Origin of the sequence: Acinetobacter sp. BEC1-S18-ESBL-01, from assembly GCF_014169935.1 — a bacterium.
Classification (GTDB): domain Bacteria; phylum Pseudomonadota; class Gammaproteobacteria; order Pseudomonadales; family Moraxellaceae; genus Acinetobacter; species Acinetobacter pittii.
This window is the reverse complement of record NZ_AP022302.1, coordinates 1,451,997-1,476,771: the sequence shown is the minus strand read 5'-3', so window position 1 is coordinate 1,476,771 and position 24,775 is coordinate 1,451,997. Positions and strand designations below refer to the sequence as shown.

Here is a 24,775-nt window from a genome sequence, read left to right as displayed (position 1 = left end):
AGTCATTAAGCGAATTAAACTTTATTCAATAAATAATAAAGCTAATCGGACCTGATCATATCCCATTCGAGGACTGGTTGCTTCAACAATTGGTCTTAGTTTGATCGAACCATCATCAGAAAAATGATCTGGATTTTGGCGCTTTTTCAGCTTCTTATAAATTTTACGAATTTCTTCGACCACTTCTTCACCTGGATGAGCAACCGAAATATCTAGCTTTTGCTCTTTATGAAGTCGAGCCAAGTGATTAATAATTGTCGCTGGGGTTAAACCACGTTCATGCGCGATGTCTTCAATCTCATAGCCTTCTTCAAACAAAACACGTGTCTCATCTAAAGTTGCCGTAGCGTAATTTTGCTTGCCACCTTTTGCGAGTTTCTTCTCATTACGAGAAATCTCGGTTTCATTCAAGGTGCCGCCACAGTGACGAATAAACGCTTTATGCTGAGCCGTTAAATCTACATCTGCAAAGTTATCTTCGGCTTCTTTTGAAAGCTCTTGGAAACGGCGATCCGCTTTGACAGCTAAACTATCTAGCTCTAAAGCTTGCTCGTTGATACCTAATAATTTTAGACCAGTTAAAGATTTTAAGCGCGACAATGCAACATAACCCTGACCTTTCTCGAAGGTATTCATGAGGTTAATTTCAGCGGCTTCTAAAGTCATCCCTTGGCTTTTATGAATAGTAATCGCCCACGCTAAACGAAGTGGAATTTGCTGAAAACTTGCAATCACTTTGCCTGCTTCATTTTCAACGGACCAAGTTTCAGGAGCAACCAGCAAAGTCGTGCCATCAGTCAGTTTTACTTTCGGCAGTAAGCCATTTTCGTCATCTTCCTCAAAGCCGATGACTTCACCCAAACTTCCGTTGATATAGCCCATATCAAAGTTATTTTTTACAAACATGACTTTGGCATGCTTTTTAAGTGTGAGTTCTTCTGGCGCACGCACTGAAGATTTTAAAGTTTCTAATAACTTTTCATTACCATCTAAAACAGCATTGAATTGATGCCCTTCATTATCAATTTCATTTAAGTGCTGATAGTTGATGTTATCGACATCCATATTGTGTGTATAAAGACGAGTAAAGGTCTCACCAATATCATGCGAGCGTGATTGACGCAGTGCTTGTAAATGATCGGGTTGAATATTTTGCGCACGAATGGCATTTAAAATCTGGTTCAGAATTTCATCGTCTTGACGGTGCTGCTCTGTTAAATAACATACACGGAATTTAGCTTCGACCCATGCATCAGACATAAAGCAGAACTTATCACGGTTGGCTTCACCATTACGGCCTACAGGCGGCAACTGGAAGAAATCTCCAGCCACAATGACTTGAATACCACCGAAGGCTTCATCGCTTTCTTTAAAATATTTTAGAACTTGATTGACCAGATTAAGCTGTTTCGCATGTAGCATTGAGATTTCATCAATCACAAGAACTTGCGCATTTTCAAGATGTTCCTTGAGATATTTACGCTCTTTCATGCGTTTTAGATCATCATCAGTTAACAGATCTTTAATGCCAATGCCAGCCCATGTATGAATGGTCATACCGTTCATATGTGTTGCTGCAATACCTGTAGAAGCCGTAATTGCCACAGGCACTTTACGTGCTTTGAGGTATTGGATGTACTGATTAAGTGTATAGGTTTTCCCTGCACCAGCCGAACCGGTTAAAAAGACATTTTCACCTGCTTTAAGCAGTTTAAGCGCAGTTTCCTGTTTCATAATCTCATATGTACATCTTCAACAGCCCATAGCTTAACGATTTTCCCGAAAAAATTAAATGAATGTGCCAAACTTTCTAAAAAGTACTTATAAATCAAAAATTAAAAGCAAAATAATATTTGGTAGGTTTTTGGTAGGTAGGAAAATAAACTTCACATCACAATACTAAGGCCATGGTGAGGCTCACCTGTAATAACAAACAATGGATTTATGGAAGAAGGAATCACTCCATGGCTTTTAAAAATATTGCAGATCAAACAAACGGTTTTTATATTCCATGCGTATCACTCTTTGGACCAGGATGTGCTAAAGAAATTGGTACAAAGGCACAAAACCTCGGCGCAAAAAAAGCATTAATTGTGACCGATGAAGGCTTATTTAAATTTGGTGTTGCAGATCTTATCGCAAACTATTTAACTGAAGCAGGCGTTGCAAGCCATATATTCCCAGGCGCAGAACCTAACCCAACCGATATTAATGTGCATAATGGCGTAAATGCCTATAACGAAAATGGCTGTGACTTTATTGTCTCTCTAGGTGGCGGTTCATCTCACGACTGTGCAAAAGGGATTGGTTTAGTCACTGCTGGTGGTGGTCATATTCGCGACTACGAAGGTATTGATAAAAGTAAAGTCCCGATGACGCCATTGATTGCAGTGAACACCACAGCTGGTACGGCATCTGAAATGACTCGTTTCTGTATTATTACCAATACAGATACTCACGTAAAAATGGCGATTGTTGACTGGCGTTGTACTCCACTTATCGCGATCGATGATCCGAAACTCATGATTGCAAAACCGGCTGGTTTAACCGCTGCAACAGGTATGGATGCATTAACCCATGCAGTTGAAGCATATGTTTCTACGGCGGCGAACCCGATTACTGATGCGTGTGCAGAAAAAGCGATTACGATGATTAGCCAGTGGTTACAACCTGCGGTCGCAAATGGTGAAAACATCGAAGCACGTGATGCAATGAGCTATGCACAATACTTGGCTGGCATGGCGTTTAACAACGCATCTTTAGGTTATGTTCACGCAATGGCGCACCAGTTAGGCGGTTTCTACAACCTACCTCACGGCGTATGTAATGCAATCTTGTTACCACACGTTTGTGAATTTAACTTAATTGCTTGCCCAGATCGCTACGCAAAAATCGCAGAGTTAATGGGTGTAAAAACTCACGGACTCACCGTAACAGAAGCTGCCTATGCTGCAATTGATGCCATTCGTAAACTGTCTTCATCAATTGGTATTCCATCTGGTTTAACCGAGCTTGGTGTAAAAACTGAAGACCTTGCAGTGATGGCAGATAATGCTCAAAAAGATGCATGTATGCTCACCAACCCTCGTAAAGCAAATCATGCGCAAGTTGTGGAGATTTTCAAAGCAGCACTTTAATACTGATGTAATGGCATATCCCTCTAGTAAGTCAAATCCCTCCGACCGTTGACTTACTTTTTTGGGGAATACTTAGCTCCAGCGGTATTCCCTTTTTTTAGAACCTATACTCCAACCTTCTCTAAACCTGATTGACAATTCGCCCATTTCATTGAAGGATACTCAGCATGTCTTAATTACAATAGCTCGATAAAAATGAATACATCTTTAGCTAATCAAACTTATGTTCCAGATATTTTAGGCACGGGCTACGAACAGCTCACACTTAGTTTTCCTGATGATTATGAAGGGAAAGTTGTAGCCACCTTAGTGCGTAAAAAAGCTGCTCAATCTACTCAAAAAGCCGTGCTGTATATTCATGGTTTTTTAGATTATTTCTTTCAAACCGAAATGGCTGAGCAATTCAATGCTCATGGTTACGACTTCTATGCACTTGATTTAAGAAAATATGGCCGCTCAAAACTGCCTCATCAAATTTTCTATAATGTGCTTGATTTAAATGAATACGACGCCGAAATTACTCAAGCATTAGAGATTATTGGCAAAGAACAGCACACCCAAGTCTTACTCGCAGGGCATTCAACTGGTGGTTTGACAGCAACGCTTTATGCTGCCCATCATCCAGATCATCCTCTTATTAAAGCACTCTGGGCAAATAGTCCGTTTTACGACTTTAATTTAAGTCTAGTTGAAAAGAAATTTGGCATTCCAATGCTCAGTCGAGTAGGAAAATATCTGCCAAAAGTTAAATTTCCAAGCCAATTAAACAAATGGTACACCACCAGTCTTCACAAGCAGCTCAAAGGCGAATGGGAGTTCAATCTTGACTGGAAACCGACCTCTGCCCCTACAGTTCAGCTCAGCTTTGTACATGCGATTCATACGGCGCAAAAAGAGATTCACCGCGGAGTTAAACTGAACGTTCCCGCACTGATTATGCATTCGCATCAAACTAAAAATCCAAAAAAATGGGGAATAGATGCGACTCAAAGTGATGTGATTTTAGATGTTAAAGACATTGAAAAACATGGTAAAAAAATTAAAGGCGATGTCTCGGTTGTCTCTATTCACAATGGATTGCATGACTTAGTCCTTTCGGCCCAGCCAGTACGAGAACAAGTCTATCAACAATTGTTCCAGTGGCTGGATCAAAAAATTACTTAACTAAGCTTAGGTGAGTCAAGGTATTTCACAAGCAGTTGATGCGCAGGATGTTCACTCGGCAAGAGCTCCATAAGGCGTTCTACCGCATCAATTGCTTCAGGGAAATGAGCTAAATGCTTAAGTAATAAATCTGTTTCTTGAGTTTTAAAAATCGCATCGCTCAAGCGTGACTCAAGGCAGTCACGCCATGCGCATAAAAATGGACTTTCAGTTTTTGCCAGAAATACACCTGTGTAAAGCTGTAAAGCCGAGGCTGCATATCCCGCATCGAGCGCTTGTTCAGCTTGTAAAAAATCGGCTTCAACATGCACCAGCAAACGATATGGACGTGAACCAAGTAAACCACCCAAAATATCTCGTAGTTGAGACATTTCAGCTTTAAGTGTGCCCATGCTTACTTTACGTTCGCCATAGAGCGCCTGATAAAGATGCTCTAAAGTTAAACCATGGGGACATAGTGCCAATATGGTTAAAATTTCAATTTGACGCGGCGTTAATAATAAACTTTTGCCGTTAAATTTAACTTGCGGCGTCGAAAATGCACGGATATGTAATTGCTGGCGCTGCTGCTCTAGCAAAGCAGATTGAATAATAGATGCACAACGTTCAGCAGCCAGAATTCCTAAACTATTATGGTTCTTCCATGTGGTTGATAAATCAACAACACCAAGGGTTTGTTTTGAATATGGATCGATAATCGGCGCGGCATAACACACCCAATCATGAATCGACTCCATGTAATGTTCGTTTGAAAAAACACAGCTTGATTGTTGAGTTTTTAAAGATAAAGCCAAGGCATTGGTGCCCACAAATTCTTCACGCCACTGACCACCTTGTACGAAATGTACACGCTCAGCAGCACTTTGCATTTGAGCACTTGGTGCCGTCCAGATAATCGTACTGCCGATATCACCGACAGCAATTACCATTGAAGATTGCTCTGCAATATGACGTAAGTCATCGGCACATTGGCTTAAAGCCATATCTAAAGCATTTTGTGAAGCAGTTTTTTTCTCGACTAATGGAGCAGCAAAACGCTCTTTAGGAATCGCGGCAGAAGCCGATCGTTCCCACGAGCTTGCAATACTTTGGCCGAGTTTGGCAGCGTTCTGAGGAGAGAGACTATTTTGCGTGCGCAGTTGATCAATCAACGTCCGTTGCTGCAATAAATCCTTTTTTGTGAACATTTGTAAATTCCTTATATATCCACATTTCTATTCCAACCTTTCTCCAACCTTCTTCTTTATATCCTAATTATACAAAGTACGAAAGTACCTACTGACAGGGTTCTTGTTAGTCTTTAGTCCTAAAAAGCAAAGGAATATTTATATGCGCTATATCGATCCAAATCAACCAGGCTCAAAAGTTCAATTTAAATCACAATACGAAAATTTTATTGGCGGTGAATGGGTGGCACCTTTAAAGGGTGCATATTTTGACAATGTATCTCCTGTTGATGGAAAAGCTTTCACACGTATTCCACGCTCTAGTGCCGAAGATATTGAACTCGCTCTAGATGCAGCACATAAAGCGAAAGCAACATGGAATAAAGCATCACCGACGGTACGCTCAAATATACTTTTAAAAATTGCTGATCGTTTAGAAGCAAATCTTGAAATGCTTGCTGTTGCCGAAACTTGGGATAATGGTAAAGCAGTACGTGAAACTTTAGCAGCTGACCTTCCGCTCGCGATCGACCATTTCCGTTATTTCGCTGGATGTATTCGTGCTCAAGAAGGTGGCATCTCTGAAATTGATGAAGATACCATTGCCTATCATTTCCACGAACCACTCGGTGTCGTTGGTCAAATCATTCCATGGAACTTCCCGATTTTGATGGCAGCATGGAAACTTGCACCTGCTTTAGCAGCAGGTAACTGTGTTGTGATTAAGCCAGCTGAACAAACTCCAGTGGGTATTTTGTTGGTGGCTGAACTCATCCAAGACATTTTACCGCCGGGCGTCCTTAATATTGTCAATGGTTTCGGTTCAGAAGTCGGCCGTCCGTTAGCGACAAACCCACGTATTGCAAAAATCGCGTTCACAGGTTCAACTCAAACTGGACAAATGGTGATGCAATATGCGACCGAAAATATTATTCCAGTCACGCTAGAGCTTGGTGGCAAGTCACCGAACCTTTTCTTCGAAGATATCATGGATAAAGAAGATGACTTCTTAGAAAAAACACTTGAAGGTTTTGCTATGTTTGCCTTAAACCAAGGTGAAGTATGTACTTGCCCTTCTCGTGCTTTAGTACAAGAAAGCATTGCTGATCAGTTCTTAGAGATGGCTGTCGAACGTGTAAAACGTATTAAAACTGGTCATCCACTTGATACTGAAACGATGATTGGTGCTCAAGCATCTCTACAACAGCAAGAGAAAATCTTACGTTGTATTAACACGGGGCGTGAAGAAGGTGCAGAACTCTTACTTGGCGGTAGCGGCCGTAAAGAAGTAGGCGATGGTTACTATGTCGATCCGACTATTTTTAAAGGTCACAACGGTATGCAAGTTTTCCAAGAAGAAATTTTTGGACCTGTACTTGCTGTGACAACGTTCAAAGACTTTGACGATGCAATTAAAATTGCTAATGACACCATGTATGGTTTAGGTGCAGGTGTATGGTCACGTTCAGCTCACATTTCTTATCGTGCTGGTCGTGCTATTGAGGCGGGTCGTGTCTGGACAAACTGCTACAACATCTACCCTGCACATGCTGCATTTGGTGGCTACAAGAAGTCTGGTATTGGCCGTGAAAATCATAAGATGATGCTAGATCATTATCAACAAACTAAAAACTTGTTAGTGAGTTATTCAACTAAACCAATGGGCTTCTTCTAAGTTTCGCACCAAGTTGATACCAAACTATCAACACTAGAAAGAAGTAAGGTCATTCATGATACAAGAAGCCAGTAATTTAGATTACTGGCTTCTTTATTTTGTACTGTTAGTTCTCAAGTTTTTACTATGTGGAATAAAAAACCCTCACCTAATATTTAAAGCAATTTATTTAGGCATTGCTTTTGCATTAATTCATACAAACTAACTCGCAGGAGTATTGTATGAATCAACCAGAAACAGCTTCCGTTATTTCCTCAAAGACAGAAGTCTCGTCAGCAGAATATTTTGCTCAGCGTCAACTTAAACAAGGTACCGTTGGTTGGTTACTCCTGATTGGTTTAGGCGTAGCGTATGTGATATCAGGTGATTTTGCTGGCTGGAACTTCGGCATAGCCCAAGGTGGCTGGGGCGGGATGTTTATTGCCACTGCCCTTGCTGCAATCATGTATCTGTGCCTGTGTCTTTCTATGTCAGAAATGTCCACCATGATGCCGACAGCAGGTGGCGGTTATAGTTTTGCACGTGCTGCCTTTGGCCCTTTTGGGGGCTATTTAACAGGAACAGCTATTTTAATTGAATACGCAATTGCCCCTGCTGCGATTGCTGTGTTTATTGGTGGTTATTGCGAATCTCTATTTGGTATTAATGGCTGGGTGATTTACCTCGCCTGCTATGCCATTTTTATGGGCATACACCTCAAAGGTGCCGGCGAAGCCTTAAAAATCATGTTCGCAATTACACTTGTCGCTGCTGTTGCCCTTGTCGTGTTTATTGGGGCAATGATTCCACATTTTAATACACAAAACCTGTTAGATATTCCTGTTGGCACAGCAGCTGGTGCAAGTCGTTTTCTACCTCATGGCTATTTAGGCATCTGGGCCGCAGTTCCCTTTGCAATCTGGTTTTTCCTTGCAGTTGAAGGTGTGCCATTAGCCGCCGAAGAAGCAAAAGATCCAGCCAAATCCCTGCCACGCGGTTTAATCGGAGCAATGCTCATCTTAACGGCCTTTGCCATGCTCATTTTATTCTTAGGTGCAGGTGCAGCGGGTGCAAGTACTTTACAAAACTCTGGCGCTCCCCTCGTCGATGCTCTGGTTAAAGTGTATGGCAGCAACACTTGGCTTGCGACTTTTGTTAACTTTGTTGGTTTAGCAGGTTTAATCGCGAGTTTCTTTTCAATTATCTATGCCTATTCGCGTCAAATTTTTGCGCTCTCTCGTGCTGGTTACTTACCTACTTCACTCTCTTTAACCAATAAAAATAAAGCCCCTTATCTCGCAATTATTATTCCAGGTATTATTGGGTTCTTGCTTTCACTCACCAAAGAAGGTGATTCACTCATTTTAATCGCTGTTTTTGGTGCCACCATTTCCTATGTATTGATTCTTTTATCTCACATCAAACTACGCCTATCTAAACCCGACATGCCTCGTCCTTATAAAACTCCTGGAGGAATCCTCACTTCAAGCATTGCACTGATTTTAGCAGTCGCTGCTGTGGTCGCAGGCTTTGTTGTTAATCCGAAAGTTTGGTTTATTGCTGCCGCTATTTATATCGTATTTATTGCTTACTTTTTATTCTATAGCCGTTATCATTTAGTGAAAGGTACACCAGAAGAAGAGTTTGCAAATATTAAAGCCGCAGAACAAAAACTATAAAAAAGGATGCAACTATGAGTTATCGGAATATTGTCGCCAATCAACAGTATCACTTTGCTGACTTGAAGACCTTGATGGCAAAAGCAACGCCGTTACGTTCAGGCGATGAGTTAGCAGGTGTAGCTGCCAGAGATGCAACCGAACATGTTGCGGCACAAATGACTTTGGCCGATGTACCGCTTAAAACTTTTTTAAATGAGGTTGTGGTCGATTACGAAACTGATGAGATTACCCGTTTAATTATTGATGAACATGATCTGGCAGCCTTTGCCCCTATTTCACACTTTACAGTAGGCGATTTTCGAAATTGGTTACTTGGTGAAGAAGCGACTGCACAAAGCTTAAAAGCTTTAGCATCAGGTTTAACTCCAGAAATGGTGGCTGCTGTCAGCAAAATTATGCGCAATCAAGATTTAATTTATGTCGCCAGCAAATGTGAGGTAATTACCCAATTTCGCAACACGATCGGTTTAAAAGGCCATCTTTCTACCCGTTTACAACCGAACCACCCTACCGATGATGTGCTTGGTATTTCTGCAAGTATTTTAGATGGTTTGATGTATGGCAATGGTGATGCCGTAATTGGCATCAATCCAGCGACGGATAACCTACATAATTTGTCAGAGCTACTAAAATTGCTTGATCATGTCATTCAGGAATATCAAATTCCAACGCAATCTTGTGTACTTACCCATATCAGCTCAGGCATTCAACTTGCTGAAAAAAATGTGCCAATTGATTTAATGTTCCAATCAATCGCTGGTACACAACTGGCTAACGAAGGCTTTGGAATATCGCTCGATTTACTACAAGAAGGATATGAAGCCACACTTGCACTCAAGCGCGGAACCATTGGACAAAACGTCATGTACTTTGAAACGGGTCAAGGCAGTGCGTTATCCAGCAATGCACATCACGGCGTTGACCAGCAAACATTAGAAACGCGTGCTTATGCAGTCGCCCGTAAATACAATCCGCTTTTAGTAAATACAGTCGTTGGTTTTATTGGTCCCGAATATCTTTTTAACGGCAAACAAATTATACGTGCAGGTCTAGAAGACCACTTCTGCGGTAAGTTGCTTGGTGTGCCAATGGGCTGCGACATTTGCTATACCAACCATGCCGATGCTGACCAAAATGATATGGATGTTCTCCTTACTCTGTTTGGTGCCGCGGGCATTAACTTTATAATGGGGATTCCGGGTTCAGACGATGTCATGCTCAACTATCAAACCACTTCATTCCATGATGCCCTCTATTTAAGACAACTCCTCGGTTTAAAACCCGCTCCTGAGTTTTCAACATGGCTTGAACAGCAAGGTATTTTTAAACAACAAAACTCCCAAATATGTTGGGCAGACCACATGCCCGACCAATTCTCTCGTCTGCTCATGAACTAGGGAGAACACCATGAAACTGAACCATGATATTCAATATCCATCCTCTACCCATCAAGATCAGTGGGAAAAACTTAAACAATTTACTGATGCCCGCATTGCATTAGGACGCGCTGGTTGTAGCATCCCAACACGTGCCTTACTTGAGTTCCAGTTGTCTCATGCGCAAGCAAAAGATGCGGTTTATCAAGAGATGGATGTTTCCTACCTCTCGGAGCAATTAGCACAACGGCAGCTGCAAAGTCTTCATGTCCAAAGTAATGCTCCTAATATGGAAATTTATCTTAAACGTCCAGATTTAGGTCGTCAGCTTTCAAACCCATCAAAAGAAGCCTTAATTAAGAAGTATGCAGAAAACACGCAACAGTATGATGTTTGTATTGTGGTCGGTGACGGTCTCTCCGCAAGAGCGATTGAAGCGAATGCTATCTCATTCATTACAATGCTGAATGAACAAATTCAGCAAGAAAACTGGAGCCTTGCACCAATTGCAATTGCGACAGGCAGTCGGGTTGCATTAGGTGATGAAGTCGCAGAAATATTTAAAGCATCCATGCTTGTGATGCTCATCGGTGAGCGCCCTGGTTTAAGCTCTCCTGACAGTATGGGAATTTACTACACATGGAATGCATATTCAGGCTGCCTCGATGCCAAACGTAATTGTATTTCTAATGTTCGCTCAGCAGGTTTAAGTATTCCAGTTGCAGTACAACGTTTAATCGCTTTAATGAAAAAATCCAAACAACTTGGTTTCTCAGGAGTTAATCTAAAAGATGAGCATCAACTTTCAAATAAAGATTTTGAAGAAACTCAAAAGCTATTATTTTAAGCAATGGAATATGCAAAGAGATTTATTGGAAAATAGATAATCCTTTGCATAACAATATTATCTTAACGAAAAATATCAATTTTCAGGTATTGACGATTTATACAGATATTTTCTTCTTTATATTTATCGCTATACTCCACCTATTGATCTTCTATGAATCATTTGTATGAACACAACAAACGCCTTCCCTAAAACTATTTATGCCATTCAGCATCTTGCTTTCGAAGACTTAGGTTCATTAGAAGATGTGTTTTATCAACTTGGATTTCGCGTCCGTTATTTTGAAGCAGGTGTAGATGATTTAACTGCTGCTTTTGCACACGATGGATTAACTATTATTTTAGGTGGCCCAATCGGAGTTTATGAAACTGAAGATTATCCATTTTTAAAAGACGAAATTACTTTACTTAAACAACGTCTAGCAGCAGATAAACCTACACTTGGTATTTGTTTGGGTGCACAGCTTATTGCTCATGCGCTTGGTGCAAAAGTATATGCAGGACATCAAAAAGAAATTGGCTGGGGTCCATTGAGCTTAAGTTTACGTTCTAATCAGGTATTATCTGCTTTGCTTAATAATGTCCATGTTCTACATTGGCATGGTGACACTTTCGACCTCCCTGAAAACGCGGTGTTATTAGCTAGTTCAGAGATTTATACTAATCAAGCATTTGAAGTTGGAAATAATATTCTCGCGTTGCAGTTTCATATTGAAACAACAGAAGAAAATTTTGAGAAATGGTTAATTGGCCATACATGTGAACTTCGTAATGCTAAGATTTCGATTCAGAAACTACGCGAAGAAAACTTACAATATGCTCAAGCACTTGAACATGCTGCATTTGAAGTTATTCAAAAATTCTTAAAAAGAATTGGTTATAGTGGATAAACTATAAAGACTATAATGTGCGCGAATATTAAATTTTACCATTTAGTATGATTGCTTGCTTATTTTTCAAACAAAGAGAATGCTATATTCGCCTTTAACAAACATTTAATAAAATTTTCAGTGTATTATTAATTTGTAACACAAAATATACGTTGATTTACTATGGATATCTGGAAATTTCTTAAAAGCTTTAATACGGTCAATACTTATTTATTGCTTTCATGTATTCTCCTTATAATCTTGGTTCTTTATTTTTATGTGATTAATCCAACCTAAGCTAATTTGCCAAGGATATTAATCATAAAGAAAAAGAAAATATGAGAAGACATCTAAATAAAAAGCCCAACTGAGTTGGGCTTTTTTATATTTGTTGTTTACTCACAACATGTTGTTCGTCTTGCGAAAAAGTAAGAGATAATCAATCTCTACTGTCTACTCACAACATGTTGTTCGTCTTGCGAAAAAGTAAGAGATAATCAATCTCTACTGTCTACTCACAACATGTTGTTCGTCTTGCGAAAAAGTAAGAGATAATCAATCTCTACTGTCTACTCACAACATGTTGTTCGTCTTGCGAAAAAGTAAGAGATAATCAATCTCTTACTTTTTCTCAGGCTTGAAGCTATCTTTCAAATCAAGAATACGGTTGAAAACTGGTTTCTCTGATGAATGATCATATTGATCAGCGACAAAATAGCCTTCACGCTCAAATTGGAAACGATCTTCAGGATTCGCTTGTGCCAAAGCTGGCTCAATGACAGCTTGTACCACTTTTAATGATTCAGGATTAAGATTTGCCAAGAAGTCATCATCTGCATCAGGTGCGGCTTCAGTAAACAAACGATCGTAAATACGCACTTCAGCAGGAATCCCTTTAGTTGCAGATACCCAGTGAATCACGCCTTTAACCTTGCGGCCTTCCGGATTCTTTCCTAGAGTTTCAGGGTCAATTGAACATTTCAGTTCAATCACTTCACCATTTGCATCTTTAATGACTTCATCACATTTAATCACGTAAGCATGACGTAAACGCACTTCACCGTCAGGAATTAAACGTTTAAAGCCTTTTGGCGGTACTTCTTCAAAATCTTTACGATCAATATAGATTTCCTTAGTTAAAGGAATCACACGATCACCCATATCAACATTAGGATGGCGAGCATGCGTAAGATCCATATCTTCAGGTAAATTAGTTAAAGTCACTTTAAGTGGACTTAAAACAGCCATACCACGCGCAGCAGTATTTTCTAAAGATTGACGAATACAGAACTCAAGCATTGCAACATCAACAATACCGTCAGTTTTTGACACGCCTACACGCTTACAAAAATCACGTAAGCCTTCAGGAGTAAAACCACGACGGCGCATACCGACTACGGTTGGCATACGTGGGTCATCCCAACCATTTACATACGCACCTTCCACCAATTTACGTAATTTACGTTTTGACGTAATGGTGTAATCCACGTTTAAACGTGAAGATTCGTACTGATGTGGAACAGCTTTAGATTTTACTTTTTCAACAATCCAGTCATAAAACGGACGGTGATCTTGGAACTCTAATGTACAAAGCGAATGGGTAATTCCTTCAATGGCATCAGACAATGGATGAGCATAGTCATACATTGGGTAGATTTTCCATTTATCGCCAGTTTGATGATGCTCTGAATGTAATACGCGATATAAAATCGGATCACGCATATGTACATTTGTACTTGCCATATCAATCTTGGCACGTAAAACCGCTTCACCCTCTTTAAACTCACCGCTACGCATTTTTTCAAAGCGAGCAAGATTCTCTTCAATAGAAGCATCACGGTATGGAGAGTTTTTACCTGGCTCAACAAAGCTACCGCGGTTTAACTTAATTTCTTCTGGAGATTGTAAATCTACATATGCATCGCCTTGTTCAATAAGTTGAACTGCCCATGCATATAATTGATCAAAATAACCTGATGCATAGCGTGGTTCACCATTCCAGTTAAAACCAAGCCATTTCACATCATTCGCAATACCGTCAACATACTCTTGTTCTTCAGCATCAGGGTTTGTATCGTCAAAACGCAAATTACACAAACCATCAAACTCTTCAGCCACACCAAAGTTCAAGCAAATCGCTTTTACATGGCCAATATGTAAATAACCATTTGGTTCTGGTGGAAAACGCGTTACGATCTGCTTTGCACGTCCCGTAGCCAAATCATCAGTAATGACTTGGCGAACAAAATCTAAGCCAGCCTGTTGTTCTTGCTGCGCAGAATCGACAGAGGCATGAGTATTCGGTGTCGGGTTATTAGGCAGGCTCGAGACAACATCATTAGGCTTCATAGTGTATCAATCACTTCTTTGTAGATAAATTTCGAAAAATTTAAACGCTATCTTCATTTTTCACAAAGATTTTAACGTTTTTTACTTGCCTTGTAGTTTACAGTTTGCTTATGCTTCTCTCAACCAAAAACCCATGGTCATAAGCCCATGTTTAGGAGATTAATGTAATGAGTTTTCCTCAAGTCGAATTAAACACCAATAAAGGTCGTATTGTTCTTGAACTAAATACTGAAAAAGCACCAAAAACAGTAGCAAACTTTTTAGAATATGTACGTGACGGTTTTTATGACGGCGTTATTTTCCACCGTGTCATTGATGGTTTCATGATCCAAGGTGGCGGGATGGATGAAAACTTCAAAGAAAAAGCAACTCGTGATTCTATCGAAAACGAAGCTGACAATGGTTTAAGCAATGATGTTGGTACGATTGCTATGGCACGTACTCAAGCACCTCACTCTGCTTCTGCACAGTTCTTCATTAACGTAAAAAACAACTCTTTCTTAAACCATACCTCTAAAACTGCTCAAGGTTGGGGTTATGCTGTATTTGGTAAAGTTGTTGAAGGTATGGATGTTGTTGAAGCGATCAAAGGCGTTCGCACTGGCAACCGTGGTTACCACGCTGACGTTCCTTTAGAAAACGTTGTAATCGAATCTGCTAAAATTATTTCTGAATAATTTTAGGAATAAGCTGTGACTTATCTGTTTATCTCTGATTTACACTTGTCACCTGAACACCCTCGACTTGTTCGAGGGTTTTTAGATTTATTGGTGCATTATCAAAATAAACAAACACAGCTTTATATTTTAGGTGACTGGTTTAACGCTTGGATTGGCGATGATTACTCAGCACCATGGCTCGATGAAATTGTTGAGGCATTAAAAGACTTTAACAAAAAAGGAAATCGGATTTACTTCCAAGTAGGCAACCGTGATTTTGCTTTAAATCAGATTTTCCTCAATAAATTTAACGGTGTATTACTACCTGACATTTATTATCTTAATATTGCTGGACATCAGTACCGCTTAGAACACGGTGATGCACTATGTACAGATGACGTTTCCTACCAGAGATTTAGAAAAATTATTCGAAATCCACTTTTAGTGGCTTTTTTACGCCGTACACCCCTGAGTTTTCGCACCAAACTGGTTAATGGCTTTCGAAAAAGAAGCTCCGCAGATAAACAGCAAAAAAGCTATGAAATTATGGATGTGAATGAACAAGCTGTTATTTCTGCTTTAGAAGATGCAGATATACTGATTCATGGGCATACCCATCGCCCTGCAATTCACCAAGTACAAGCTAAACAACGAATTGTTCTTGGCGATTGGCGTGAAGATCAAGCTTATATTTTAGAAATTGATCCCTCTTCAAATATGCAACAGCTTGAATTGGTTACCTGGAATTATTAACTAAAAATTAGTTACTTTTTATTTCAACTTTCAAGTCTTTAATTTTGTTATTTAAATCAAAATCGTAAATCGCACATAGACTGGCAATAAATACAAATTTCCAGCTTATATGTGCATGATTGTGATACTCAATGTATAAAATCAAAAGACTCAAAACAAATGCAAAAATGATAAAAGCTTTCAAAATTCTAATTTCCCGCAACTTCCTCTTCGCATCTGTTGGCATTAAATCAATCATTTTCAATAGATTACTAAAACTTTATATAAACATTATATTTCTTTATCAAACTACATACGAAATGTTTTTGAATAAAATAGCGTATGATGGCAAAGATTAAATTCTCTCAATTGCTATAAAACTGATATGGAGTAAAGTATGGATTTATTAAATACGGTTAAAAGTCGCTATACAACAAAAGCGTATGATTCTGAAAAGAAAATCTCTCAAGAAAAAATTAAGAAATTATTAGAAATTTTACGTTTTACCCCATCTTCAGTAAATATTCAGCCTTGGCATTTTGTAGTTGCAGATAATCTTGCAGCGAAAGAACGAATCGCAAAAGCATTAACAGGAAAGTATGCTTACAATGCTCCTAAAGTGCTTGAGTCATCGCATACACTTGTATTCTGTACAAAAACGGATATTACATCTGAGTACTTAAATCAACTACTTGAGCAAGATGATCTAAGTGGCCGTTTTAAAGATGAAAAAGCAAAATTAGGTCAAAAAGATACTCGCCATGGCTACGTCGAGTTCTACCGAAATGAACAGAAAAATTTATTTGGGTGGATGGAAAATCAAACATTCATTGCTTTAGGACAGCTACTCTTTGCTGCTGGCTTAGAAGGCATTGATGCAACTCCAATGGGTGGCTTTGATGAAGAAATTTTAAATACTGAGCTAGGTTTAACTGAAAAAGGCTTACGAAGCTCTGTGATTGTTTCTCTAGGCTATCGCAGTGAAAATGACTTTAATGCTAAGCTTCCTAAATCACGTCTGCCAGATGAAGTGATTTTCACATATTTATAAAAATCTCTATAGTTCAAGAGATTCTATTCTCTTGAACTATCAAGCCATTGCGCTAGCTAAACAAACTACCCCACTTATTCCTAAAAGGATCCCCAAAATAGTAGGCCATTTTAATTTTTCTTTATATAAAATCACTCCGCTTAAAATTCCCAATAACACAACAAGAATATTCATGCTCGCAAAAACAATAGCAGGAGAATCTTTTAAAAGAATATGAGCTTTTACATATAAAGCAATATTTGAAAAATTAAGTATTCCTAATATTAACCCAGCTATCGTACTTTTAAACTGCCACTTTTGAGTCTTCTGTAGCAATAAATATGAAATCGACAATATAAAAGCAGTAATAAAAATAAGATTTAAAGTGAGTGCAAACTGCAGACCTAAACTACTTGTATATTTCAAGAGAATATCTACTGCTGCATAACCACACCATACACTTAAAAGAGCAAAGATCGCTTTTCGAGATTGATGATTTGCTGAAGAATTGATTTGCCCAAATAATACGAGTAAGACCGCACAAATCCCTAGGCCTACACCCCACAGTTTTAAGGTATTAAATTGTTCATGAAAAAAGAAATATGCCGCAAGTAAGGAAAGAATAACTGAAAGACGCTGTGCAAGTTCGGTTCTCACAATTCCTGCATATTCTAATGATTTAGCAAGACATAAAAAAATACTAGGTAAAATTATTCCTAAAGCAAAGATTAACCACCAAGGAGTATGTTGTATTGAAACATGTTGAATATCAGGCTGAAACCACCAAAAACAAAGAAGACTTGCGCTTGCATAGTTGCACGCAATCATTTGTAGTGGTTGATAACCTTTTCTCTTTAAATTTTTTAATAGAATAGATACCAAGACGCTGCTAAAAGCAGCAGCTAATATTAATAGCATTCATTAAAGCCCTATTTATTTAAATAAAATTAGTCATCATGGCAAATCATTCTCCATGACCAGTTAAATATTATGAATCAACTTTTAAATACACATAAAAAAACCAGCCATTGTCTGACTGGTTTCTTTTTTAAGATTTCAATTAACGATTATTTTCGTCTTCTTGACCATCTTCAAATTTAGAATCGTTGTCAAAACCACCTTGATGACCACCGAAACCACTTTGACCACCGAAACCGCCTTGACCACCGAAGCCACCTTGACCACCGAAGCCACCTTGACCACCGAAGCCGCCTTGACCACCGAAGCCACCTTGAGCGCCACCGAAGCCGCCTTGAGCGCCACCGAAGCCACCGCCTTGACCGCCGCCAAAGCCGCTACCTTGACCACCAAAACCGCCTTGAGGGCCGCCTTGTGCTGGGAAGCCTGTACCTTGAGCGCCTGCTGGACGAGGGTTACGTGCTGGAACAACAGTTGAAATCGCGTGTTTGTAAACCATTTGACTTACAGTATTTTTTAATAAAACAACATATTGGTCAAAAGATTCAATATGACCCTGTAATTTAATACCGTTCACAAGGAAAATAGAAACAGGGATACGTTCTTTACGGAGAGAATTTAAGAACGGATCTTGTAAAGTTTGACCTTTAGACATTTTTAACTCCAAAAAAAATTTTTAAATCAGCGCAAAAAAACTATCTTTATTTTTCAACTAAAAATTATAAAAAGACAGTGTGCAAATTTTGCTTTATCCATAAGAGTTTCGCAAGTCTTCTTTCGCCTGCTTTATCGTCAAGTAAGTTTTAAAATCGTGTATTTCTTGCAAAGAACGTAACCACGTATATTGACGTTTGGCAAGTTGTCGTGTTGCAAATAAAGCTTTATCCTCCATTTCACGTTTACTTTTGAGACTTAGGTCACTTTTTAATAGAAATTCTAGTGCTTGTCGATAACCCACCGAACGCATTGAGGGTAAATTTTCATCTAAATCGTATTTTTCAATTAGAGCTTCAACTTCACTCAAAAAACCGATATCCCACATTTTGCTTAATCTTTGCTCAATGCGTTGATGTAATTCTACCCGATCTGGAAGTAAAGCGTAGTTATGAAATATGTATCGATATGGTACGTTTTTTGGTTGTTCTGCCTGCAATTTAGTAATTGGTTCACCAGTAATTTTATAAACTTCAAGTGCACGAATAATCCTTTGCTTATCAGTTACATTAAACTTTATAGCGGCAGCAGGGTCTACAGAAACCAACTCATCATAAACTGCCTGCCATCCTTCGTTTAGAGCTTTTTCTTCAATTGCAGCTCGAACTTCAGCATTAGCACTTGGTAAATTACCAGATAACCCTTCTAACAGTGCCTTGAAATATAACATTGTCCCTCCTACTAAAATAGGAGTTTTGCCACGTGAATGCATTTCATCAATCAATTTACATGCATCTTCAACAAACTGAGCAGCTGAATAGACTTCCAGAGGAGTAATAATATCAATAAGACGATGAGGATAGAGTTCTTGCTCTTCACGAGTTGGTTTAGCCGTACCAATATCCATATCTTTATAGACAAGAGCGGAATCAACAGAAATTAGCTCAAAATTTCCACGCTCGTATAATTCACATGCCAAAGCGGTTTTTCCGCTCGCAGTTGGTCCCATTAAATTGATGACGGGCAATTGATTTGACATGTAAAACTACTCTCCTCGAGCAAATAATTTATCTAATTGAGATAATGGGAATGCACGCCAAGTTGGCCGCCCATGGTTACATTGGCTCGCAAATTCGGTTTGTTCCATTTGACGAAGTAAAGCATTCATTTCTGAAAGACTAAGTTGTCGATGTGCACGTACGGCTCCATGACATGCCATTCCAGCTAACAACTCATCTCTTTTTTGAAGTAATCCTTGTGCTTCATCATTTGGATCTAAATCATTTAAAAGCTCTGGAATAAGATTTTCAAAATCAGCTTTTTGTAATATGGCGGGCACACCACGAACAATAACTTGCTCATCACCATATAAATCAATTTCCAAGCCTAAACGCTCAAGCTGAGGTTTTAATTCTTCGACCCTAACGGCTTGCATACGGCTAATGGAAATTACCTTAGGTATAAGCAACTGCTGAGATGTCCAAAATTCAGGTTTATCCCAAGCATTTTTCATTTGCTGTAATAAAATACGTTCATGTGCCGCATGCATATCAACAATAATAAGCCCTTCGGTATTCTGCGCTAAAATATAAATTCCATGCAGTTGAGCAATTGCGATACCTAATGGAAATTCATCTACTTTAGCAACTGGCTCAATATCCTCATTTACCGAAAAACTAGTAGGTTGGTCGCGAAGTGGGGCTAAATAAGTTTTTAAAGCATTATTTAGTTGAGCAGAACCATTATATTTTGGTGTTTGATCTGCATAGTGAACAGCTTGCGGACGACTAGCGTTAAAATCAGTTAATAATTCTGTCGGTGCAGGCTGAGTTCGTGCTTCACTGTCAGAATTTAAAGTTTCATTTGCACGGTGCAATGAAAATTGCTCTTGATATTTGGGCTGAGGTTGTACTGAATAATCTGAGCTTTCATCCGCTTTCATCGCTTGAGCTAGATCAGCACTCGCTGTCTGAAATTGTGCGAGAGTTTCTTTTGCATAATGTCTTACAAACTCATGCACTTCTCTTTGATTTAAAAATCGAATCTCATGTTTAGTAGGATGGACATTGACATCAATATTTTCAGGGTCAACTTCTAAAAAAAGTAAATAAGATGAATGTTGATGACCATGTAAAATACCGTCATAGGCCATGCGTAGCGCATGCGAAATCGTTTTATCTTTGACAATACGACCATTTACATAGACATATTGCATATCAGCCTGTGCACGTGCATCTGAAGGATGACCAAGCCAACCTGATAAACGCATACTAATACTTTCAGCATCAATCCAATATGCATTTTGAACAAATTGTGAGCCTAATAATTGCTGAACTCGCTGAAAACGTAGCTCTCCGCTATCCGCTATAGGTAAATTAATTCTTATATTATCATTATGCTCAAGCACAAAACGTATATCGAAATGTGTTAGGGCCAGACGGCGAACAATCTCTTCGATATGCCCAAATTCAGTGGTTGGTTTTTTTAAGAATTTACGGCGCGCAGGAACATTAAAAAATAAGTCCTGAACACGTATATGGGTTCCCTTTTGAGCAGCAACAGCTTGTACTTCTTGATGATCAAATGCTGTACCGTTTACTTCAACTTGATGACCAATACCACTTTCATCTTGGCTACTGGTCAAAGTCAATCTTGAAACCGCAGCAATCGAAGCTAAGGCTTCCCCACGGAACCCCAAACTCACAATTGCATGTAAATCTTCAGCAGTTTTAATCTTACTTGTGGCATGACGCATGACAGCAAGTGCCAAATCATCCGGATGAATACCATGCCCATTATCAATGATTTCGATTAAAGTCGAACCACCTTGAGCAATCCGTACAATCAGCTCAGTTGCACCTGCATCAATTGAGTTTTCTAATAATTCTTTGACCACAGAAGAAGGACGCTCAATCACCTCACCTGCTGCAATCTGGTTCGCTAACGCTGCGTCTAATGTATGAATACGACGTTGTGTTAGCTTTTCATCAGTCATGAAGCTGTTCCTGCAAAGTCTGGTATAAATTTTCTGTTGGTAAAGTTAACGTTACTAAACGAGTCAACTCATCATCTGACTTTTGAATGTCAATGATGATATCCGCTTGTGGAATCTCATCACCACCTTTAGAGGGCCATTCAAATAAAAATAATGCATCTGTAATATCTAAATAATCACGAATTCCCATTAATTCAAGTTCATAGGGATCATTCAAACGATATAAGTCAAAATGAAAAATTTCTTTATCATTAATTTTATACGGCTCAACAAGCGTATAAGTTGGGCTTTTAACAGAGCCTTTGTGGCCCAAAGCCTGTAAGAAATAGCGCGTAAGTGTGGTTTTACCCGCACCTAGGTCCCCGATTAAATAAATTACACCCGACTGAACATGCTGCGCCAAAGCTCGAGCTAGACGCTCAGTATCTTCTTCATGATTTAAGACCAATTTCAATGAATACGACATAGCACACATAACATGATTCAAAATAATCGATATGATAACATTGCCCTGCCTTAAAAGCCTACTTAAGCCCTAGAAGTTGGCTTTTTTTATATCAATTTTCTTAAATATTCACACTTTCTTATGTCTAGTCCAAACGAATTTCTGCCACCCATGATTGATGGAGTAAGTGCGAGTCAAGTCTATCTTCCTATGCAAACAGATGCTCAAACTATTTATGAGTATCTCTGTGGTCACTTTCCACATATTAAAACTGAAGAATGGGAACAAAGATTTCAAGATGGTCTTATATATGCAGCAAATGGGGAAAAATTAACTGTAACCAGTCCATATGTCGGCAACACCCATATTTTTTATTATCGCTTTCTTGCATATGAACCACATGTACCTTTTGAGCATCAAATTTTATTTGAAAATGATGATTTATTAGTGGTCGATAAACCACATTTTTTAACAATTAGCCCGACAGGACAATATGTTCAAGAAACGCTTTTAGTGCGGCTAAAAAAACAAACAGGCAATGAATTTTTAACCCCCATTCATCGCTTAGACCGCGAAACCGCGGGTATTGTTCTATTTTGCAAGCGGGTTGAGTCGCGTGGTATTTATCAACAATTATTTGCAGAGCGCCGAGTCAATAAAATTTATCACGCTATTGCAGCTTATAGAAAAGATTTAAATTTTCCTCAAACCTTATATTTGCATTTAGATAAAGGTCATCCTTTTTACACGATGCAGGTTATAGAAAATACGAAAGCCAATACCCAGACTGATATTGAGCTTATCGAGCACAACCAGATTTGGGCAAAATATCGCTTAACTCCTACAACGGGGAAACAGCACCAACTTCGAGTACATCTTAATTACTTAGAAATTCCGATTAAAAATGATCCATTTTATCCAATAGTTCAGCACAAAGCTGAAGATGACTTCTCGGAACCATTACAGCTTCTGGCTAAGCATATTTCATTTACAGACCCCCTCACAAAAGAGGGAATGTCTTTTAATTCCGAGTTTGAATTGACATTGTAATGTAATCGTAATGACAAAAAGATTATTTTTTATGCCAAAAAGCATTGAAATTACATTGCGATGGTTTAAAATAAATTCCTAAAAATTAAAATCATTTGGTTTTGTTATTCATGCGAAAAACAGAAGTTTATCAGGTTCGACTTGACTCCCAAGAAAAAAAGCAGGCTTTTGCTGTTTTTAAACAACTGGGAATTACCCCTGCCCAAGCAGTACGACTTTTTTTTAAACAGGTCGTATTAACTAAATCTATTCCTTTTGCTATCGAAAATCAGAATATTAATATGGAACAATTATTAAAACTGAGAAAAGCAAAAGCATCTTCATTAAACCAAAACTCATCAACTATAGCTGAAGATGATGACCATGAAGATTTATTTGAAGAGTTGAATGCACTGCTTGGTGAAAGCGACAAAACTTAACACTGTTGCATTTATAAACAAGTTTTAACGTCAAAAAGCTCTTTTTTTCGTTATGCTCTCTTTGTAAAAACATAATGATAAGTTACAAGGAGTGCCAAATGATCGTTAGACGAGCGACTTTTGAAGATTTAGAGCAACTCGCCGTTTTATTTGATGAATATCGCCAATTTTATGGGGCCTCTTCTAATTTTAATGAATCACTTCACTTTCTAAAACAACGTTTTGAGAATAGAGAAAGTGTGTTCTTCATTCATATTAAAGACGATAAAATTACGGGTTTTATTTTACTCTATTTAGGTTTTTCTTCGGTTGCTTGTTCAACTTACTATATTTTAGATGATGTATATGTTACGCCCGTTTTTCGTCGTCAAGGTTCTGCTAAACAGCTAATCGATACAGCAATCTTATTTGCAAAACAAGAAAATGCTTTGCGGATTAGTTTGGAAACTCAAAGTAACAACCATGAATCTCATCGTTTATATGAACAAATGGGATTTATTCGAGATAGTGAGTTCCAAACCTTCCATTGTTTTCTCAAATGATATTTTGCGCGAGCTGTTTTTGTTGTTCAGATAAATAAACCCATTCTCCATCTTCAAGTTCAGGTAAAACCAATTGCCCGACTTGATGGCGATGTAATGCTTCTACCTTATTTCCCACAGCTGCAATCATTCTTTTTACTTGATGATAAACACCTTGATGAATCGTCATGGTTAATTGATGCGTTTCTAATATCGCTACATCCGTTGCAGCGAAAAGGCCTTTTTCTTGATGTAGGCTCACACCTTGGCTCAGCATCTCAATTTGCTCAGGTGTAACCGGATCTATGGTCGTAACATGATAAACCTTTGGAACATGCTTACGGGGATGAGTTAAAGCTTGAAGATATTTACCATCATCGGTAAGCAAAAGTAAGCCAGTTGTATCTTGATCTAGACGGCCAATGGCTTGCACACCACGTTGAATCATGATTTCCGGTAAAAGGCTAAACACGCTTTGATGATGGTGAGGTTGGTGTGAACATTCAAAACCTTTCGGTTTTTTTAGCGCAAGATAAACTTTTTCTCGATATTGATAAGTTTCCCCAAAAAGAGAAAATTCTAAATTTTCTGGAGAGAATTGCTTTTTGAGATCATCTGCAATCTCTCCATCAACACTTACAGATCCGTTTTTTATTAACTGCTGACAATATTTACGAGAACCAAACCCTTGTGATTGTAAAATTTTTTCCAGCAGCATGAAGTTTTCTCATTAGAACTAAGCTGTTATTTTAACGTAGTTTCCATTTTTTACTAAACACTACTCGCTACTGTTTTCATCTACTTGAACTAGTTCGCACCCTTACTCTTCAACGACTCGATAAATATTTTCGTTCTGTTCGCTTTCAAATAATAATTCTGTAGTAGGCAAAATAATTTCATTATCAACAATAATATGCTCAATTCGTTGGCTTAGTTTTAAAGATTCATTTTCATGTTCCACTAAATTTTTCTTTAGTTGTGCTTTTGCATCATGAATCTTATCAAACTGATCTTTGATCTTGATATCTATAATGTCCATAAAAATATCCCGTACTCATGAGTAATGATTATTTTTATATCATAATTTTTAAATGCGATAATTTTTAACT

At 38.6% G+C, this 24,775-nt stretch carries 24 protein-coding genes; 13 read left to right on the top strand and 11 right to left on the bottom strand.

Features of this window, described 5'->3' with window-relative positions; all coding sequences use genetic code 11:
- Nucleotides 1–21 precede the first annotated feature (21 nt).
- Entirely contained in the window at nucleotides 22–1,734 is a 1,713-nt protein-coding gene (locus tag H7R46_RS06850) for an AAA family ATPase (RefSeq protein WP_002119362.1), read from the bottom strand.
- Between the two features lie 230 nt (nucleotides 1,735–1,964).
- Between H7R46_RS06850 and mdh the strand changes: the two genes are divergently transcribed.
- Both mdh and H7R46_RS06840 read left to right on the top strand, forming a co-directional pair.
- A complete protein-coding gene (gene mdh, locus H7R46_RS06845) occupies nucleotides 1,965–3,137 on the top strand; it encodes an iron-dependent methanol dehydrogenase (protein WP_005068634.1) in 1,173 nt (390 codons plus the stop codon).
- Nucleotides 3,138–3,332: 195 nt separating this feature from the next.
- On the top strand, nucleotides 3,333–4,301 hold the full coding sequence (locus H7R46_RS06840) for an alpha/beta hydrolase (RefSeq protein WP_005068632.1): 969 nt from the start codon (nucleotides 3,333–3,335) through the stop codon (nucleotides 4,299–4,301).
- Here the strand turns inward: H7R46_RS06840 and H7R46_RS06835 are convergent.
- The gene (locus tag H7R46_RS06835; RefSeq protein ID WP_005068630.1) at nucleotides 4,298–5,488 is read right to left on the bottom strand and encodes a helix-turn-helix domain-containing protein; all 1,191 of its coding nucleotides are present in this window, start codon (nucleotides 5,486–5,488) and stop codon (nucleotides 4,298–4,300) included. The genes H7R46_RS06840 and H7R46_RS06835 overlap by 4 nt on opposite strands.
- Before the next feature lie 142 nt (nucleotides 5,489–5,630).
- Between H7R46_RS06835 and H7R46_RS06830 the strand changes: the two genes are divergently transcribed.
- The 5 genes from H7R46_RS06830 (at nucleotide 5,631) to H7R46_RS06810 (ending at nucleotide 11,915) form a co-directional block, all read left to right on the top strand.
- Nucleotides 5,631–7,142, top strand: a complete 1,512-nt coding sequence (locus H7R46_RS06830) for an aldehyde dehydrogenase family protein (RefSeq protein ID WP_017385402.1) — start codon at nucleotides 5,631–5,633, stop codon at nucleotides 7,140–7,142.
- A 221-nt stretch (nucleotides 7,143–7,363) separates the two neighbouring features.
- The gene (eat, locus tag H7R46_RS06825; RefSeq protein ID WP_005068623.1) at nucleotides 7,364–8,800 is read left to right on the top strand and encodes an ethanolamine permease; all 1,437 of its coding nucleotides are present in this window, start codon (nucleotides 7,364–7,366) and stop codon (nucleotides 8,798–8,800) included.
- Nucleotides 8,801–8,814: 14 nt separating this feature from the next.
- Nucleotides 8,815–10,200: an ethanolamine ammonia-lyase subunit EutB gene (locus tag H7R46_RS06820; protein ID WP_005068621.1), complete on the top strand. Its 1,386-nt coding sequence runs from the start codon at nucleotides 8,815–8,817 to the stop codon at nucleotides 10,198–10,200.
- 10 nt (nucleotides 10,201–10,210) lie between these two features.
- Nucleotides 10,211–11,026, top strand: coding sequence for an ethanolamine ammonia-lyase subunit EutC (gene eutC / locus H7R46_RS06815; protein WP_005068619.1), 816 nt, complete (start codon nucleotides 10,211–10,213; stop codon nucleotides 11,024–11,026).
- Nucleotides 11,027–11,192: 166 nt separating this feature from the next.
- Nucleotides 11,193–11,915: a glutamine amidotransferase gene (locus H7R46_RS06810; RefSeq protein WP_005068616.1), complete on the top strand. Its 723-nt coding sequence runs from the start codon at nucleotides 11,193–11,195 to the stop codon at nucleotides 11,913–11,915.
- 600 nt (nucleotides 11,916–12,515) lie between these two features.
- Here H7R46_RS06810 and H7R46_RS06805 read toward each other — a convergent pair.
- The gene (locus H7R46_RS06805) at nucleotides 12,516–14,243 is read right to left on the bottom strand and encodes a glutamine--tRNA ligase/YqeY domain fusion protein (protein ID WP_005068613.1); all 1,728 of its coding nucleotides are present in this window, start codon (nucleotides 14,241–14,243) and stop codon (nucleotides 12,516–12,518) included.
- A 167-nt stretch (nucleotides 14,244–14,410) separates the two neighbouring features.
- Between H7R46_RS06805 and H7R46_RS06800 the strand changes: the two genes are divergently transcribed.
- Both H7R46_RS06800 and H7R46_RS06795 read left to right on the top strand, forming a co-directional pair.
- On the top strand, nucleotides 14,411–14,920 hold the full coding sequence (locus H7R46_RS06800) for a peptidylprolyl isomerase (protein ID WP_002122280.1): 510 nt from the start codon (nucleotides 14,411–14,413) through the stop codon (nucleotides 14,918–14,920).
- Nucleotides 14,921–14,935: 15 nt separating this feature from the next.
- Nucleotides 14,936–15,655 carry a UDP-2,3-diacylglucosamine diphosphatase gene (locus tag H7R46_RS06795; protein ID WP_005068610.1) on the top strand — a complete coding sequence of 240 codons (720 nt, stop codon included), beginning with the start codon at nucleotides 14,936–14,938 and terminating at the stop codon, nucleotides 15,653–15,655.
- 7 nt (nucleotides 15,656–15,662) lie between these two features.
- Here the strand turns inward: H7R46_RS06795 and H7R46_RS06790 are convergent, their stop codons facing one another.
- A complete protein-coding gene (locus H7R46_RS06790) occupies nucleotides 15,663–15,893 on the bottom strand; it encodes a hypothetical protein (RefSeq protein WP_005068608.1) in 231 nt (76 codons plus the stop codon).
- A gap of 138 nt (nucleotides 15,894–16,031) precedes the next feature.
- Between H7R46_RS06790 and nfsB the strand changes: the two genes are divergently transcribed.
- Nucleotides 16,032–16,685 (top strand): oxygen-insensitive NAD(P)H nitroreductase, encoded by a 654-nt coding sequence (nfsB, locus tag H7R46_RS06785; RefSeq protein ID WP_005068605.1) that lies wholly within the window; start codon nucleotides 16,032–16,034, stop codon nucleotides 16,683–16,685.
- 39 nt (nucleotides 16,686–16,724) lie between these two features.
- On the opposite strand, the gene H7R46_RS06780 is transcribed toward nfsB, so the two are convergent.
- The 5 genes from H7R46_RS06780 to tsaE all read right to left on the bottom strand — a co-directional run bounded on the left by H7R46_RS06780 (nucleotide 16,725) and on the right by tsaE (nucleotide 21,697).
- Entirely contained in the window at nucleotides 16,725–17,582 is an 858-nt protein-coding gene (locus H7R46_RS06780; protein ID WP_005068604.1) for a DMT family transporter, read from the bottom strand.
- Nucleotides 17,583–17,724: 142 nt separating this feature from the next.
- The gene (hfq, locus tag H7R46_RS06775) at nucleotides 17,725–18,237 is read right to left on the bottom strand and encodes an RNA chaperone Hfq (RefSeq protein ID WP_005068603.1); all 513 of its coding nucleotides are present in this window, start codon (nucleotides 18,235–18,237) and stop codon (nucleotides 17,725–17,727) included.
- A gap of 93 nt (nucleotides 18,238–18,330) precedes the next feature.
- Nucleotides 18,331–19,275: a tRNA (adenosine(37)-N6)-dimethylallyltransferase MiaA gene (miaA, locus tag H7R46_RS06770; RefSeq protein ID WP_005068602.1), complete on the bottom strand. Its 945-nt coding sequence runs from the start codon at nucleotides 19,273–19,275 to the stop codon at nucleotides 18,331–18,333.
- Between the two features lie 6 nt (nucleotides 19,276–19,281).
- Entirely contained in the window at nucleotides 19,282–21,231 is a 1,950-nt protein-coding gene (gene mutL / locus H7R46_RS06765) for a DNA mismatch repair endonuclease MutL (RefSeq protein ID WP_005068601.1), read from the bottom strand.
- A complete protein-coding gene (gene tsaE / locus H7R46_RS06760) occupies nucleotides 21,224–21,697 on the bottom strand; it encodes a tRNA (adenosine(37)-N6)-threonylcarbamoyltransferase complex ATPase subunit type 1 TsaE (RefSeq protein WP_005068599.1) in 474 nt (157 codons plus the stop codon). The genes mutL and tsaE overlap by 8 nt, the downstream gene beginning before the upstream one ends.
- Nucleotides 21,698–21,817: 120 nt before the next feature.
- Between tsaE and H7R46_RS06755 the strand changes: the two genes are divergently transcribed.
- The 3 genes from H7R46_RS06755 to H7R46_RS06745 all read left to right on the top strand — a co-directional run bounded on the left by H7R46_RS06755 (nucleotide 21,818) and on the right by H7R46_RS06745 (nucleotide 23,687).
- Nucleotides 21,818–22,726 (top strand): pseudouridine synthase, encoded by a 909-nt coding sequence (locus tag H7R46_RS06755; protein WP_005068597.1) that lies wholly within the window; start codon nucleotides 21,818–21,820, stop codon nucleotides 22,724–22,726.
- Between the two features lie 110 nt (nucleotides 22,727–22,836).
- The gene (locus H7R46_RS06750; RefSeq protein ID WP_005068595.1) at nucleotides 22,837–23,145 is read left to right on the top strand and encodes a type II toxin-antitoxin system RelB/DinJ family antitoxin; all 309 of its coding nucleotides are present in this window, start codon (nucleotides 22,837–22,839) and stop codon (nucleotides 23,143–23,145) included.
- A 98-nt stretch (nucleotides 23,146–23,243) separates the two neighbouring features.
- Nucleotides 23,244–23,687, top strand: a complete 444-nt coding sequence (locus H7R46_RS06745; protein ID WP_002122286.1) for a GNAT family N-acetyltransferase — start codon at nucleotides 23,244–23,246, stop codon at nucleotides 23,685–23,687.
- On the opposite strand, the gene H7R46_RS06740 is transcribed toward H7R46_RS06745, so the two are convergent.
- Together H7R46_RS06740 and H7R46_RS06735 are read right to left on the bottom strand one after the other, a co-directional pair.
- On the bottom strand, nucleotides 23,680–24,384 hold the full coding sequence (locus H7R46_RS06740) for a pseudouridine synthase (RefSeq protein WP_005068593.1): 705 nt from the start codon (nucleotides 24,382–24,384) through the stop codon (nucleotides 23,680–23,682). The two genes, H7R46_RS06745 and H7R46_RS06740, sit on opposite strands and share 8 nt — an antisense overlap.
- Before the next feature lie 102 nt (nucleotides 24,385–24,486).
- Nucleotides 24,487–24,705 (bottom strand): hypothetical protein, encoded by a 219-nt coding sequence (locus tag H7R46_RS06735; RefSeq protein WP_002122273.1) that lies wholly within the window; start codon nucleotides 24,703–24,705, stop codon nucleotides 24,487–24,489.
- Nucleotides 24,706–24,775 lie beyond the last annotated feature (70 nt).